Source organism: Acetobacterium carbinolicum, from assembly GCF_047456275.1.
Classification (GTDB): domain Bacteria; phylum Bacillota; class Clostridia; order Eubacteriales; family Eubacteriaceae; genus Acetobacterium; species Acetobacterium carbinolicum.
In genome coordinates this window covers 3,899,169-3,913,092 of sequence record NZ_CP173357.1, presented here as the reverse complement: position 1 = coordinate 3,913,092, position 13,924 = coordinate 3,899,169, and the positions used below count along the sequence as shown (strand labels likewise).

The window sequence follows — 13,924 nt, the reverse complement described above, 5'->3', positions numbered from 1 at the left end:
TATATTTTGGTTAGTTTGTCTTGCTATACTAGCGCAAACAGGAGGAATCAATTCGATGAAAATACTGGAAACGAAAAATTTGAAAAAATATTATGGGAAAGAAGACAATCGCGTCAAAGCGCTTGACGGCATCGAACTCGCAGTTGAGAAAGGCGAGTTTTTAGCGATTGTCGGGACATCGGGCAGCGGAAAATCGACACTGCTCCATATGCTGGGCGGACTGGACGTTCCTACCGCCGGAAATGTAACGATCGGCGGAAAAGAAATTTCGCAGATGACCGATGAGCAACTGACTATTTTTAGGCGGCGGCAAATTGGCTTTGTGTTTCAAAACTACAATCTGGTCTCGATGCTGAATGTCTACGAGAATATTGTCCTGCCGCTGGAACTCGATGGCAACAAGCCGGACCGCAACTATATCCGTGCAATTATTGAGCTGCTGCACTTGCAGACGATGACGCAGCGCTTCCCCAATAATCTCTCCGGGGGACAGCAACAGCGGGTTGCTCTGGCCAGGGCGCTGGCATCAAAACCGGCAATTGTGCTGGCGGATGAACCGACGGGAAATTTAGACAGCAAAACCAGCCAGGAAGTGCTGGGTCTTTTAAAAATGAGTATTAAAAAATTCGGGCAGACGCTGGTGATGATCACCCATAACAATGAAATCGCTCAACTTGCGGACCGCATCATTCGCATTGAGGATGGAAAGATCGTAAATCGATGAAGACGGCAAAAAAAATCAGAAACAATAATCAGGCCATTATTCGTCATCTTGCCCTGCGCAGTATTAAAACCAGTAAAACGAGAAATCTCTTTATCCTTATAACCATTGCCCTGTCTGTTAGTTTGCTGGGGGTGATGGCGCTGTTCACCTCGGCTCAGGGTGTTGAACAAAAAAGACAGGTAGCTTTGATGCAGCATGTCACCTATATGAATGTGAATGCGGCCCAGATTGCCGCGCTGGAGAGCGAAGAACAGATTGAATTCATGACCCTGGATAAATTGGGTCAGGGCTTTGAATTAAATGGAGAAATGATCCGGCCAGTTTATTATGAGGAAATAACAGCGCCGATTAAAACAACTGCGGTTATTGAAGGCAGCTATCCCCATCAATTCAATGAAATTGCGGTTAACCAGTCCTTGATGAAGGTACTGGGCGTGCCGGCCACGATCGGGGAGACGGTTTCTCTGACCTTTCTGGATGGGGAAACCGAAACCTTTATTGTTAGCGGTTTTTTAGAAGAAGCGGAGGTTACCAAGGTCTATCCGCTAATCTTTTCCCGGGAATATGCCGAAAATGGACCACAACTAAAGGATGTCGCCTATCATGCCCTTTGTCGAATTCAGGGGGCCGAGGAGATGTCTGAGCAGGCGTTTTTGGATACCATTCGTAGCATTGGTGCAGAGGCCGGAATTGAACGAAAAAATATTAACGAAAACAACAATTTTTCCAGTTCACTGACGATGTCGGCCATGAATATTGGAGTGGTTGTCGGCGTTGGCATCGGCATCCTGCTGGTCAGTGTATTGGTTATTTACAGCGTCTTCTATCTTTCGGTGGTCGGCAGAATTCGTCAGTTTGGGCAACTGCGAACACTGGGAGCAACCAAAAAACAGATTAAATCCTTAATCACACGGGAAGGGATTCTGCTGTGTCTGATCGGGTCGATGGCAGGCTTTCTGATTGCCTGGCCGATCGCCTATTCGATTAAGCCAGGCGGCTGGGACTGGGAACGCACGCTGATTGTCAGTTTGATTATCCTGCTGGCCGATTTGATAACCGTGCTGATCTCGATTCGAAAACCGGCAAAACTGGCAGCGTCTGTTACGTCGATTGAGGCATCGCTTTTTTCACAGTACCGCCAGAGTCGAAAAAAAGAGTCTAAAAGCATCAAACGGAAAATGACACCGTTACATCTGGCAATGATGAGTGCCCAAAGGAATCGCAAAAAAACGCTCTTGACGATGATTTCCCTGGGTGTTGGCGGGGTTATCTTTCTTACCGGGGCGACATTTATTGGCTCTATGACAGCGGAGGATTATTCCCGACAGGGCTTTTATCAATGGGGTGAATACATCATCGCCTATGACTATAATGCCTCCCAAACGATGGAGAACGGCAATGTCGGGATTCAGCTGAACAACCCCCTAAGTCCTGAATTTATTGAGAGCATCAAAAAAATTGATGGCGTTAAAGCGGTGCAAAGTTATCATAAAGCCCAAGTCAACTACGATTACAGGGATCAAACCAACAATCAGGACAGCCTGGCCCCATTTACCCGGGAAGATCAGGAAAATGTTAGAAATGTCTTAGAAGAAGGCGCCTTTGACTATGATGAAATGATTGCCAATGACGAACTGCTGATTGTCAATAATAGCGTGGCAAAGGAAATATTTGGCTGGAAATTTGAAATGGGCGATACCGTCACACTCCATTATTTCAATGGCACTGAGGAAGTGGAGAAAGATTTTACAGTTGTCGGCGCGGTCGATACCTACAGTGAAGTGACTTATAATGCCGGCTGGTTTCTCCTTCCCCGGGAAAAGCTCGACCTCTTATTTCCTGGAGTTGACACCACTGAAACGCTGGTGGTCTCGGTTGATGATTTTGAATTGAGCGGGGCTGAGATTGAGCCGCAGATACAAAATCTGGTCAACGCAAATCCGCTCCTGGCAATGGATACGCTTAGAGAAGAGCTGATTGCCGATAAGATATCGTTCACCCTGATCAACCGGGTGATTCTGGGGCTGTCAATTTTTATTATCGCCTTTAGTCTGATTAATTTGATTAATACCCTGATGACCAATATCATCTCGCGGCGGCAGGAGTTTTCGATGCTGCAGTCAATCGGAATGACGAGTGGCCAATTGATGAAGATGATCCAGGGCGAGGGATTAATTCTGGCGTTGGGGAATATGGTCATTACCTTGACACTTGGCACCGGGTTGGGATACCTGCTGGTCCATCTGATGCGGGAACTTGGTGTAACCTATATGCACTATCGCTTTCCGATTTGGTATTTTCTAGCATACCTTCTGGTCACATTGCTGGTGCCGGTTCTGGTTTCGGGTGTTTCAGTACGCTCTTTTCAAAACAATTCCCTGGTCGAACGATTGCGGGCAATGGAATAAAAAACTAAAAAAGAATAATAACGGGGCCAGGGCATGTTTTAAAGCCCTGGCCCCGTTAGTTTGCTTATTACAATATCAGCCAGCATTGCTGGATACTCTTCGGTAAGGGGTAAAATCAGATTAATGTTTTTTTGCTACGGTGCAGATTGTTTCGCTATCGGGAAGTAATGGCGCTCCCGCGACATCGCCATAAAAGTTGTCAACTAAAAAGCCCGCCGCAGCCAATTCTTTTATTATTTCTGTCGTCGTAAAGGTATGCTCCCAGATGTTATAACAATCAACGGTTTCTTCGGTGATCACAATCGTTTGGTTAAGGACGGTTGCCCATTTATCATAACGGTAAAAAGAGTCCAGACAAAGATGAGGGCCTTCCTTCCAAAAGCCGCTCGGGCAATATTTCCACGTGTTTGATTCGGGTTTTCCGGCATGAAATTTCGGCGTGAATACATCAAAGATAAAGTGGCCATTAGGCTTTAAGGCGGCATGAATTTTTGTTAAGAGTAGATGCCGGTCATGTGGGGAAAGCACCCCAAAATCGCAATATATAAGGGTGATCAGGTCAAATTCATTTTCAAAAGTCATCTTAAGATAATCCTTAATTTGGTAGCTAATGCTGGCATTTTTCTTTGCGGCACAACTTTTCGCATAAGCAATCGAACGCTTAGAAAAGTCAATCCCCGTAACGCAATAAGACTTCTGATAAAATTTATTGGCATAGATACCCGGTCCGCACCCGATATCAAGAAGCTTGGGATACTGTTTGGGTGGTGCAATTGATGCGATCCAGTTTACCGAAGCATCAACAAAGGTATTGTTTCTGGTGGCAGCATCGCCATCAGGATTGAGATGTGCTTCAAGTAAACAAATAGAAATGTGGTCATCTTTCCAGAAATTGGCAGTGCCGTTTTGGTAAATTTCCGGCTTGTGAAGATATGAGAATATTTTTTGATACATTTGGTTTCCTCCAGGAAAAATTTTTGTGATAACATGAAAAAAGACTGTGGATATCCACAGTCTTTAAAAATCAAAGTCTTTTAATCGTGGAATAGATATAAACCATAAACTGCATGCAGAAAAAGCCGTTGTCAAACGACTAAAAATTTCTGTTAAGTTACGATTTCATCAATCTTTTCCACGTCTTACTGATAGTGCCGTTGCAATATCAAGTGCGCCGGATCGCTTCACTTCCTTTTTTCATGTTATCACATAATAATTATAGCATAGTGGCAGAGTGTGTCAATAAATTATTGGGTGGTATTGCAGAGGTAGCGGTATATAAGAATTTGCCCAATAAAAAAGTGTCTTCAACACTCTCACCCCCTGCCCCTCACTCACGAGGGGCCATTCCATGCATTAACTTTCGTATAGGGTAGCGATATCATGGATTCTACGCTTCATTTCTGTGCGGATATGCAACGGCTCTAAACACTCGCATTTATCCCCAAAACTGAAAAGAATATTGTAGTGATATTCGTTCTCGATGAAAGGAAAACGAACAATGAAATACTCATCACCGTCTGGCGAAAAGTGTTCATAAGTGCAATAATCAAGGACCCGGTCCACGATCGATTTATGAATACGAATTTTGATTTTTATTTGCATCGTTGCCAAAATATCAGTAAAATCTAGCTGCGGTTTTTGATAGTCTCGTGGCGTAAAAGATTCCGCTTGTATCTGTAGGTTTGATGTCCGGGATAGTTTAAATAAGCGAAAATGATTTCTTTTATGGCAATACCCTTGTAAGTACCAATGACTACTTTTTAATACCAGCTGATACGGCTCGGTTGTTCGTGCGGTTTTATTTCCGTAGCGGTCGGCATATTCAAACGAAAGTAGCTTGCTTTCCTGTAAGGCTGTTTTGATCATTTCTAAATAGGGTTGGATGTTCCGGTTGCCCATCCACGGACTTAAATCGACAACGATTTGATTTGCTTTTAATTCAATGTCTTTGGCTCTGTCGGCGGGGATAAAACTCTTGACTTTCGCAAGGGCGTTTACCAGTTCATCTCCTCGGATCATGTTGGAAAGACTGGAAAGCCCCATCAAGATAGCGGAAAGGTCGGCAGTCGAAAAAACTTTTTTATCAATCTTGTATTGCTGCATGATTTCAAAGCCGCCGCCCACTCCCGATGTAGAGTGAACAGGAATACCCGCCATGTTGATCGTGTCAATGTCGCGGTAGATTGTGCGGGGTGAAACTTCAAACAGATCGGCTAACTCCTGTGCGCCGATACGCTTTTTATCAAGGAGTATCATAATAATGCTAACAAGCCTGTCAACTTTCATCGGTCAGCCACCTTCCTAAATTTATTATTATCATTATAGATTGTTGCCATACTGCTGTCAACAATTGCAAGGTATAATAAAAAAGCAAACAAATTAATCGACCGATAAGGAGGAAACACGATGAAGAAAGACTTGGCAATAATCGATATTCAAAATTACATTACAAAGAATGACATGGATGTTATTAGCCCAATCAATAAAGCGATTGATTGGCCCGACAAATTGACTACAAAACAGAAGCGGGCGTAGGGACAATAATTCGGGTTGTGATCAGTTCGGGAGTTACGATATAATAAGATCTGGTCGGGTAATTGAGATACAATTATCTTTTGTACCATTGGAGGGATTTAGGATGGTTAGTAGTGTTGAACAGTTTCCACACATTGTGACAGAGAAAATAATGTTGCGAAAAATCGAAGAATCGGATCTTGAAAAATTATTTGAGATCTATAGCAATAAAAATATATTTAAGTACATTCCCGGAGATGTTATAAAAAACAAAACCACTGTTTTAAATATGATCGGTCATTTTGAACGGGATTTTAAAAAAGGTAAGACGTTGTTTTTAGGAATTTTTTTGACCGAAGCACCAGAAGAACTAGTTGGTGTCGCCGAAATTTTTGATTTTGATAACAAGGTTAACATGGTAACAATAGGCTATCGAATTAATGAAAACTATTGGCATAGGGGATTTGCAACCGAAACCGTTGGAGCGATGGTTGATTATCTGTTTAGAATGATGGGGATGAATCGAATACAGGCCTTTGTAATGCCTGAGAACAAACATTCACATCGCGTATTGCTGAAAAACAAGTTTGATTGTGAAGGCGTAATGCGACAAGCACAGTACTGGAAAGGCCGGGGGGTGGTTGATGTGGCAGTTTACTCACTTCTCTGTTCAGACATGAATGCCAATGAGTTTAACCTCGATTGTTAGAAATAAAAGCTGTTTTGCAATGCTCGGCTATTTAAAAAATTTGAGGAGGAAAAGAAAATGATGAGAACAGTATATCTTTATGTTTGCGATACCATGGCAGATTGGGAAATTGGATATTTAACGGCGGAACTTAATACCGGCAGATATTTTAAAAAGGGGCTGGCCCCTTGTAAAATTGTGACCGTGGGGATTGATGTGACACCCGTTACGACGATGGGCGGTTTGAAAATATTACCGGATATCAGCGTGGCAGAGTGCGATTTAAAAAGTGCAGATGCCCTGATTTTACCCGGTGGCGATACATGGTTAGAGGAAGTCCACGAACCAATCATCAAGAAAGCCGCGCAGGGTATTAAAGAAAATAAGATTGTAGCCGCCATCTGTGGTGCGACAATGGGACTAGCCAAGAATGGCATCCTGGATGCCAGACGCCATACAAGCAATGATTTGGAGTATCTTAAAATGGTCTGCCCGGATTATAAAGGTGAAGCATTTTATAAAAATGACCCGGCGGTTACGGATGGAAACTTAATCACGGCTACCGGGGTAGCACCACTGGAATTTACGGTGGAAGTCCTAAAAGCATTGGAAGTTTTTTCGCCAGAAACATTGGAGGCATGGTATCAGCTATATAAAACCCATAAACCGGAGTATTTTTTTGCGTTGATGAACTCGATACAATAGCGAAGAGTGCTTTAGAAAAAAAGATCGAAGGTTATCTTCAGTTAAATAAAATGGAATAGAAAAGGTGGGAAAGCAATGAAATGCTGTATTGTAATTACCGGAATAGATCTGAAAGATAATTAAACTTAGGTAATTGCGAAACTAATTATAAAAACTGACGTAAATAAGCTATTCCAAATCAATTTTGGATAAATATAAGCTGATTTGGTGAGGAGCTGTATAAATATACTATACAAGAAATGACTTATCCAAGGGATTTATTGAGTTTTGCAAACACCTAAATAATTAAACTATTTAGGAGGATTTGAAATGTCTATTCCGGAAGAAAAAACATACCCTCGGACTGGTGATACCCAGACCATTTATCTGAATACTGTTATTAACAATCCCAATATTAAGATTGGCGACTATACCATCTATAACGATTTTGTAAATGATCCCATCGATTTTGAAAAAAATAATGTGTTATATCATTATCCCATCAATCAGGATCAATTGATTATTGGTAAATTCTGTTCCATTGCCTGCGGTGCAAAGTTCATTTTTACCAGTGCTAATCATACCATGAAGTCGTTGTCGACTTACCCATTTCCGTTATTTTGGGAAGAATATGGCCTTGAGCAGAAAGATGTTACCAAGGCCTGGGATAAAAAGGGTGATATTGTGATTGGAAATGATGTCTGGATTGGCTATGAAGCCGTTATTATGTCGGGTGTTCAGATTGGCAATGGAGCAATCATCGGAACCAGAGCTGTTGTCACGAAAGATGTGGAGCCCTACACAATTGTCGGCGGTGTGCCTGCAAAGCCGATTAAGAAGCGATTTGACGATGAAACAATTGAAAAATTGCAGTCACTTTGTTGGTGGGATTGGAATAAAGATCAACTGCTTGAAAAATTAAATGATATTATGTGTGGGAATATCGGTCAATTATAAAAATGTGATTTTGCAATAAAAAATAAATGGCGGGACGTTGAGATAAAAAATCTTGGCGTCTCGTTTTTTATTGTTTGATTGAGGGTTTTGTAGAAATACGTGGAACAAAGATGTATAATGGAAATAGATCTTGTTAATTTGGAGTGGCGCTATTAACTCTGAAATTGTATGTATCAATTAGAAGATGTCGTTACTAAAATGGAAATTCCTTTGATAAGGGTACTTTGGCTTTCTTATAGAACAAATTGAAGTGTTATTTCAATGAAATAGAAACATTGGAAAACATATAAGAAAAATTTTAATGAAGGTGAAATTGAAAAAGCAGTGTTGGCAAGATTTGTCAGCATTGTTACTGACGATAAAGATTTGAAATTGATTTTTATGATTTGAAGGTATCGAAACATAAAAAATTAACTCAAAAATATTTTATTTAACGGAAAGGAGTAAGTCGATGATTGATAATTTAGATGGATTATTGAAAGCAATTGTTGATAATTCGAAATTTCAGCGTTCTGTAGGAGATATAAAATCACAAAAATGCGATCACACAATGTCAGGCAGTTTTGATGAAAGCTTGTTTTGTCCTAAATGTAGTGCTCAACGCCAACAATCGGTTAGGCGTTTTAGTGGTGATCAAATTTTTAAGATAATAAAACCCTCTGAAGAAATTACATTCCAAAACTTACCAATAATACACATAGCAACATGTTTACAATGTCAAGCAAAAACAATTTTGATACTATATCAAGGGCCAGAAGTGGCTAGAACTTACAGTATTACACGATACTTATGGGGGATGTGTTACGCCAAATTCGCCCCAAGAAGTTAAATATTATATAGATCAAGCTTTTCGGGCAAAATCTGTTAATGCATTGAGTGCATCGATGGCAATGTATCGTTCTGCACTTGAATGGGCTTTGTATGAACAAGGTTATCGAAATGGTATGTTAGGTGGAAAAATATTAGCTCTTGAAAAGGAAATTAATGATGGTAAAGCGCCTAAATGGGCGATGGACATGCCACCAGTATTATTAAAGGCAATTAAAGATATTGGAAATGGTGCAATCCATACTAATGGTGGGGATATCATGAAGCAAAAGGAAATCGACAAAACGTTAATAGAACTTGTGGATGTAGTTTTTGCCGAACTGCTTGATGTTGTTTATGAGCAACCGCTGAGGAGAACCGGTAATCTATCGAAGTTGCAGAATATTGCTAGCAAATTAAAACTATGAAATGAGAATATTTAACATTTTGTATAAAAAGTATAAATCTCAACAAAAAGAACCAAGTACGTTAATGGTCACTGCTTGAGGATGTTTATAATAAGTAACCAGACGAGATGAATTTTGTTAGAATAATTCAAAAGAAGGAGTGAGGTCATGAAGGTATATCGTGAAAATGAAACTATATACTTTTCAAAGGATGGTATAGAAAAGTTGGGGTATACCAATTACACCCCTGAACTATGGGATATCATCAGTAAAGTAACTTGGACTGTGAAAAATGATGCGATGGGAACCCCTAAATACATTAAATCAAATCAGCTAAAAAAGACACTGCATCAAGTCGTGATTGATTACTATTTTTCAGAAGAAGTCCGTAAAGATGCCTATAGTAAGGAGTTTATTATTGAACATCTTGATAATGAGAGGTTCAATTGCAAAATATCAAATTTATATTTCTTAAAGAAATTAACTAATACATATAAAGGCTGGTATTTTGATAAGAAAAGCCAAGAGTCCATCCCTATTGTTTCAGTAAAAATGTTCCACATTATCGAAACTCAGCGTTTTCAGATTACAGCTGCATTCAATTATCCTTTTACAAACCCCGAAACAGGAAATATACTTAGTGTTATAAAATTGTTGTATGATACACCTTATGGAATTGTATTTCAAGATGCGGAAACTCTTCTAAATTCTATTTTAGACATCATGAAGTTGGATGTTATCGAATTGCGAAAAATACTAAGGTTTAAAGATATAAAAATCGAAGAATATGAGCACATCCAATCTTCTGGAGATAACATTACATTGAAAAGTGGTAACTGCGTTATAAAAGATGGAAAAGCATATATTATTCAGGAGTTTGATGATAATATGGAGCTTATTTCTAGTGCTTATGAAAAAGATTGGGCATAGTAGCCTGAAATAATACTAAGGAGAAGAAAAACATGCCACGTGAGATGTTTTCACGGGATAAAAGCGATTGAAAGGAATCGAAGGATGAAAAATAAGTTAGAAATGCTTGGATTAAATACTGAATTTGAAGAACTAAATATACATAATTTTCAAGAAGAATCTTTTCAGAACAATGTTTCTTTTCTTGATTTCGATGCGGTAATTATTGGTGCAAATTTTATTAGTAGTTCTTATTCTGAATCAACGACTAGTCCTTATCAAAATAAACGTTTGCTTTCTCAATATGCATCATGCCAAATCAAAGAAGACTTTGCCAGAATAAAAGAGCAATTAGTCGAATTGCTTAAACAAGGAAAAAATATTTTTATACTTATAGGTAGAAACGAAAACTGCTACGTTTATACGGGTGAAAAAAATATAGTGCTACGGGTAAAAATGCTCGTTTAACAAATATGGTTGAAGAATTTGATATGTATTCTTTTTTACCAATAGAATTTTCAGTAACTCATGTTTATGGCAATAAGTTTGAGATATGTGCAAAACAGCCATATTTTGATTTCTTTAAAACAGCTAAAGAATCATATCAATATGCAGCATATTTTAATGCTCCTACTCAGAATACCTTATTGAAAATTCCAAAGAGTGACCGGGCTGTATCAGCTGTTTTTGAATATGAATCGGGAAGAATAGTATTATTGCCGATGCCCTATTATGAAGCAGATTATGAGAACAATGATTATTGGGAAAAATATGGGAAAATTTACTTAAGTGAATTATTTAAATTAAATGATAAATTAAGTTCATCTATTAATGACTACGTATTACCTGAATGGGCGAACAATTTCTTTATTCTCAATGAAGATGAAGAATTAGAAAAGCTCAATAAAGAGCGTGATAAACTTACTAAAATTCAAAAGGGAATAGATAAACGAGAAAATGTGTATATTCCGACAGTGAAATCCCATCTGCACGGTCAAACCGACCCAGCGTCACGATTGAACTGACCCACCTTAACGAAAGGTGAGCCATTCATATAAATTGAACCTATAATGAAGTTGGCACACAAATGTGTGACTATCATTACAGGAGGTCGATAATTATGGTGAATTATCGAGAAATCTTGAGACTGAACAGTCTCAATTATACCCAGCGACAGATTGCTGCAAGCGTTCATAGCTCGCGAAATACGATCCGGGAAGTGCTTGAAGTTGCATCCAAAGCAGGTATTGAATGGCCACTGGACGAAGCGGCAACCAACGAAGTTCTGATGGCCACCTTCTACCCCGATCGGCTGACAGCAAATAATCACCGAAAGGAGGCTGATTACAGCACCATTCACAAAGAACTGGCCAAGCCGGGAGTGAATCTTTCTTTGCTCTGGAGCGAATACTGCGAAACCTGTTACACCAATGGCAATACGCCCTATATGTATTCGCAGTTCTGTGACAAATATCGCCATTGGGCCAGAGTGACAAAGGCAACCATGCGGATCCGGCATAAGCCAGGTGATGTGATGCAGGTTGACTGGGCGGGTAATACCATTCCCATTCAGGATCCCTTTACCGGTGATACCACCGAAGCCTATCTGTTTGTAGCGGTTCTTCCCTGCAGTTGCTATGCCTATGCAGAAGCGTGTTCCGATATGACTTCGGGTCAATGGCTTTGCTGCCATGCCAATGCCTATAGCTACTTCGGTGGTGCCACCCGGCTTTTGCTGCCGGATAATCTCAAAACCGGCGTGGTCAAAAATACCCGGTATGAGACCATTCTGAACCGCAGTTATCAGGAACTGGCGGAGTATTATGATACTGCCATCGTACCGGCCCGGGTCTACCACCCTAAGGATAAAAGCCTCGTGGAAGGAACGGTTAAGTATGCTTCCACCTGGATCATTGCAGCACTTCGGAATCGCCGGTTCTTTTCAATCGCCGAAGTCAAAAAAGCGGTCAGTGAAAAGCTCGAAGAGCTGAACCATTTTCCTTTTAAAAAGCGGGAAGGCAATCGCCACCGCGCTTATTATGAGGAAGAACATGACTTCATGAAGCCGCTTCCGTTTACCCCATATGAACCGGCCATCTGGTCCACCGCCAGGGTTCCCCGGGATTACTTGATCTCTGATGGAAAAAACAAGTTTTCGGTGCCGTTTGATCTGATTGGGGAAGATGTCGACATCCGGCTGACAGAGAAAACCGTGGAAGTCTTTTTTCACGGTTCCCGGGTGGCATCCCATCCCCGGTCAGCAACGCAACTGCGGGAGCCAGTTGTCCGTTTCGAACACATGCCGCTGGCTCACCAGAAGTATCTTTCCTATAGTGCCGAAGAATTTCAGGTATGGGCTCAAACAGTGGGCGAACAAACTAGTACCGTGATCAAGCTCTTTCTAGCTGCCGGTCGGGAACCGGAACAGGGTTACAAAGCCTGTGCAAGCCTGACAAAACTGGCGGACCGTTATGGTCATGAACGCCTTGAAAACGCCTGCCAGCGGGTGCTTCTCTACAGCAGTTCACCGACAATTCGCAACATCAGCACCATTTTAAAAAATGGTCAGGATAAAATCAAAACGGGACGTGAACTAAAATCGGAAACTTCCAGCAGTTATGGGATCACCCGTGGGGCTGCCTACTTCCAGAAAGGCGGTGAGCCGGAATGATTAATCAGTCAACCATTGCTGCATTAAGAGCCATGAAACTGACGGCCATGGCCGATGAACTGGAAGCCCAGTTTACCGATCAGACCACCTACAGCCAGCTTGGTTTTGAAGACCGGCTGGGGCTGCTGGTGGATGCGGAGTGGAACCGCCGGAAGTCCAATAAACTGTTGCGCTTTATCCGGAATGCCCGTTTTGCTGAGCCCGGTGCCACCATTGAAGGGATTGAATACCACGAAGACCGGAAGCTCGACAAAGCCCAGATTCTCCGGCTGGCCTCCTGTCAATATATCGAAGACGGCCATCACATCATTTTAAAAGGGGCCTCCGGCAATGGTAAAACCTACCTCAGTAATGCCTTGGGTAATGCCGCCTGCCGGAAATTCAAATCCGTCCGCTACATCCGGATGCCGGAATTGCTGGATGATCTGAATGTTGCCAAGGGCTGTGGCACCTTCCGTAAGACTATCAAGTCCTACCAGAAGGTTGAACTGCTGATTCTCGATGAATGGTTGATCCGCACCCTGGAACCACAGGAAGCCTATGATCTGCTTGAGATTGTCGAAACCCGCTGTAAGGAAGGTTCCATTATCTTCTGCACACAATATGAGATGGAAGGCTGGTATGAACGCATCAATCCCGATCCTGATAATGACAGCCCGATATCTGAAGCAATCATGGATCGCATCATTCACAATGCCTATGACATCCGGATTGGCGGCAAAATTTCGATGCGGGAACGGCGCAGCTTCAAGGCTTCTTCCAAAAGCGGTGCAAGCCATGGTTGATCAGAATGAACGCTTTTGCAGCTGCCACTGCGATTGCCAATACGAATTCAGTCAGTTAATTGATGATCTGATAAAAGACATCCAACATCTCGAATCTGAAACGGTCAGAACCCGTTATGAGCTGAGCCGTCATCTTACATATCCTTATGATGAGTATCTCAGAAGTGACATTCTCTCCGATCTGGGCCGGCGATACAGTGATCATCCCGCTTATCAGCTCTATATTCAGTTGTTATATAATAACCAGGATCCTATGGAAACCGATGCGTGGTGCGAACATATCTGTCGCCTCGCTCATGGCCACGATGATTCTGAGTATTAGCATTTAGTTACTACTGGTTCAGCTTCCGTGAGGGTGGAACTCATCCTC

Annotated in this window: 16 protein-coding genes; 14 read left to right on the top strand and 2 right to left on the bottom strand. The window is 41.4% G+C overall.

Annotated features, from left to right (window positions below; genetic code table 11):
* Nucleotides 1–55 precede the first annotated feature (55 nt).
* Nucleotides 56–724 carry an ABC transporter ATP-binding protein gene (locus tag ACIZ62_RS18110; protein WP_111888618.1) on the top strand — a complete coding sequence of 223 codons (669 nt, stop codon included), beginning with the start codon at nucleotides 56–58 and terminating at the stop codon, nucleotides 722–724.
* Complete coding sequence (locus ACIZ62_RS18105; RefSeq protein WP_414150823.1) at nucleotides 721–3,132, top strand: FtsX-like permease family protein; 2,412 nt, start codon at nucleotides 721–723, stop codon at nucleotides 3,130–3,132. Before ACIZ62_RS18110 ends, ACIZ62_RS18105 begins: the two co-directional genes overlap by 4 nt.
* A gap of 120 nt (nucleotides 3,133–3,252) precedes the next feature.
* On the opposite strand, the gene ACIZ62_RS18100 is transcribed toward ACIZ62_RS18105, so the two are convergent.
* Together ACIZ62_RS18100 and ACIZ62_RS18095 are read right to left on the bottom strand one after the other, a co-directional pair.
* Complete coding sequence (locus ACIZ62_RS18100) at nucleotides 3,253–4,086, bottom strand: class I SAM-dependent methyltransferase (RefSeq protein ID WP_111888620.1); 834 nt, start codon at nucleotides 4,084–4,086, stop codon at nucleotides 3,253–3,255.
* Nucleotides 4,087–4,485: 399 nt separating this feature from the next.
* The gene (locus ACIZ62_RS18095; RefSeq protein ID WP_111888621.1) at nucleotides 4,486–5,418 is read right to left on the bottom strand and encodes a helix-turn-helix transcriptional regulator; all 933 of its coding nucleotides are present in this window, start codon (nucleotides 5,416–5,418) and stop codon (nucleotides 4,486–4,488) included.
* 120 nt (nucleotides 5,419–5,538) lie between these two features.
* Between ACIZ62_RS18095 and ACIZ62_RS18090 the strand changes: the two genes are divergently transcribed.
* The 12 genes from ACIZ62_RS18090 to ACIZ62_RS18035 all read left to right on the top strand — a co-directional run bounded on the left by ACIZ62_RS18090 (nucleotide 5,539) and on the right by ACIZ62_RS18035 (nucleotide 13,876).
* The gene (locus ACIZ62_RS18090; RefSeq protein WP_322520056.1) at nucleotides 5,539–5,667 is read left to right on the top strand and encodes a hypothetical protein; all 129 of its coding nucleotides are present in this window, start codon (nucleotides 5,539–5,541) and stop codon (nucleotides 5,665–5,667) included.
* Between the two features lie 103 nt (nucleotides 5,668–5,770).
* On the top strand, nucleotides 5,771–6,355 hold the full coding sequence (locus ACIZ62_RS18085) for a GNAT family N-acetyltransferase (RefSeq protein ID WP_111888622.1): 585 nt from the start codon (nucleotides 5,771–5,773) through the stop codon (nucleotides 6,353–6,355).
* Nucleotides 6,356–6,412: 57 nt separating this feature from the next.
* The gene (locus ACIZ62_RS18080) at nucleotides 6,413–7,039 is read left to right on the top strand and encodes a type 1 glutamine amidotransferase family protein (protein ID WP_111888623.1); all 627 of its coding nucleotides are present in this window, start codon (nucleotides 6,413–6,415) and stop codon (nucleotides 7,037–7,039) included.
* Nucleotides 7,040–7,348: 309 nt separating this feature from the next.
* Nucleotides 7,349–7,975 carry a CatB-related O-acetyltransferase gene (locus ACIZ62_RS18075; protein WP_111888624.1) on the top strand — a complete coding sequence of 209 codons (627 nt, stop codon included), beginning with the start codon at nucleotides 7,349–7,351 and terminating at the stop codon, nucleotides 7,973–7,975.
* Nucleotides 7,976–8,426: 451 nt separating this feature from the next.
* Complete coding sequence (locus ACIZ62_RS18070) at nucleotides 8,427–8,804, top strand: hypothetical protein (protein WP_111888625.1); 378 nt, start codon at nucleotides 8,427–8,429, stop codon at nucleotides 8,802–8,804.
* Between the two features lie 55 nt (nucleotides 8,805–8,859).
* The gene (locus tag ACIZ62_RS18065) at nucleotides 8,860–9,210 is read left to right on the top strand and encodes a hypothetical protein (RefSeq protein ID WP_414150822.1); all 351 of its coding nucleotides are present in this window, start codon (nucleotides 8,860–8,862) and stop codon (nucleotides 9,208–9,210) included.
* A gap of 147 nt (nucleotides 9,211–9,357) precedes the next feature.
* Entirely contained in the window at nucleotides 9,358–10,119 is a 762-nt protein-coding gene (locus ACIZ62_RS18060; protein WP_322519817.1) for a hypothetical protein, read from the top strand.
* Between the two features lie 84 nt (nucleotides 10,120–10,203).
* Nucleotides 10,204–10,566: a hypothetical protein gene (locus ACIZ62_RS18055; RefSeq protein ID WP_322519816.1), complete on the top strand. Its 363-nt coding sequence runs from the start codon at nucleotides 10,204–10,206 to the stop codon at nucleotides 10,564–10,566.
* 5 nt (nucleotides 10,567–10,571) lie between these two features.
* Nucleotides 10,572–11,123 carry a hypothetical protein gene (locus ACIZ62_RS18050; RefSeq protein WP_414150821.1) on the top strand — a complete coding sequence of 184 codons (552 nt, stop codon included), beginning with the start codon at nucleotides 10,572–10,574 and terminating at the stop codon, nucleotides 11,121–11,123.
* Between the two features lie 95 nt (nucleotides 11,124–11,218).
* On the top strand, nucleotides 11,219–12,769 hold the full coding sequence (gene istA, locus ACIZ62_RS18045) for an IS21 family transposase (protein ID WP_414150094.1): 1,551 nt from the start codon (nucleotides 11,219–11,221) through the stop codon (nucleotides 12,767–12,769).
* A complete protein-coding gene (locus ACIZ62_RS18040; RefSeq protein ID WP_414150095.1) occupies nucleotides 12,766–13,554 on the top strand; it encodes an ATP-binding protein in 789 nt (262 codons plus the stop codon). The genes istA and ACIZ62_RS18040 overlap by 4 nt, the downstream gene beginning before the upstream one ends.
* On the top strand, nucleotides 13,547–13,876 hold the full coding sequence (locus ACIZ62_RS18035) for a hypothetical protein (RefSeq protein WP_414150096.1): 330 nt from the start codon (nucleotides 13,547–13,549) through the stop codon (nucleotides 13,874–13,876). The genes ACIZ62_RS18040 and ACIZ62_RS18035 overlap by 8 nt, the downstream gene beginning before the upstream one ends.
* Nucleotides 13,877–13,924: the final 48 nt, after the last annotated feature.

Coding starts and splice junctions, on each gene's coding strand:
- ACIZ62_RS18110 (WP_111888618.1), top strand. CDS start 56: ATGAAAATACTGGAAACGAAAAATTTGAAAAAATATTATGGGAAAGAA.
- ACIZ62_RS18105 (WP_414150823.1), top strand. CDS start 721: ATGAAGACGGCAAAAAAAATCAGAAACAATAATCAGGCCATTATTCGT.
- ACIZ62_RS18100 (WP_111888620.1), bottom strand. CDS start 4,086: ATGTATCAAAAAATATTCTCATATCTTCACAAGCCGGAAATTTACCAA.
- ACIZ62_RS18095 (WP_111888621.1), bottom strand. CDS start 5,418: ATGAAAGTTGACAGGCTTGTTAGCATTATTATGATACTCCTTGATAAA.
- ACIZ62_RS18090 (WP_322520056.1), top strand. CDS start 5,539: ATGAAGAAAGACTTGGCAATAATCGATATTCAAAATTACATTACAAAG.
- ACIZ62_RS18085 (WP_111888622.1), top strand. CDS start 5,771: ATGGTTAGTAGTGTTGAACAGTTTCCACACATTGTGACAGAGAAAATA.
- ACIZ62_RS18080 (WP_111888623.1), top strand. CDS start 6,413: ATGATGAGAACAGTATATCTTTATGTTTGCGATACCATGGCAGATTGG.
- ACIZ62_RS18075 (WP_111888624.1), top strand. CDS start 7,349: ATGTCTATTCCGGAAGAAAAAACATACCCTCGGACTGGTGATACCCAG.
- ACIZ62_RS18070 (WP_111888625.1), top strand. CDS start 8,427: ATGATTGATAATTTAGATGGATTATTGAAAGCAATTGTTGATAATTCG.
- ACIZ62_RS18065 (WP_414150822.1), top strand. CDS start 8,860: ATGGCAATGTATCGTTCTGCACTTGAATGGGCTTTGTATGAACAAGGT.
- ACIZ62_RS18060 (WP_322519817.1), top strand. CDS start 9,358: ATGAAGGTATATCGTGAAAATGAAACTATATACTTTTCAAAGGATGGT.
- ACIZ62_RS18055 (WP_322519816.1), top strand. CDS start 10,204: ATGAAAAATAAGTTAGAAATGCTTGGATTAAATACTGAATTTGAAGAA.
- ACIZ62_RS18050 (WP_414150821.1), top strand. CDS start 10,572: ATGGTTGAAGAATTTGATATGTATTCTTTTTTACCAATAGAATTTTCA.
- istA (WP_414150094.1), top strand. CDS start 11,219: ATGGTGAATTATCGAGAAATCTTGAGACTGAACAGTCTCAATTATACC.
- ACIZ62_RS18040 (WP_414150095.1), top strand. CDS start 12,766: ATGATTAATCAGTCAACCATTGCTGCATTAAGAGCCATGAAACTGACG.
- ACIZ62_RS18035 (WP_414150096.1), top strand. CDS start 13,547: ATGGTTGATCAGAATGAACGCTTTTGCAGCTGCCACTGCGATTGCCAA.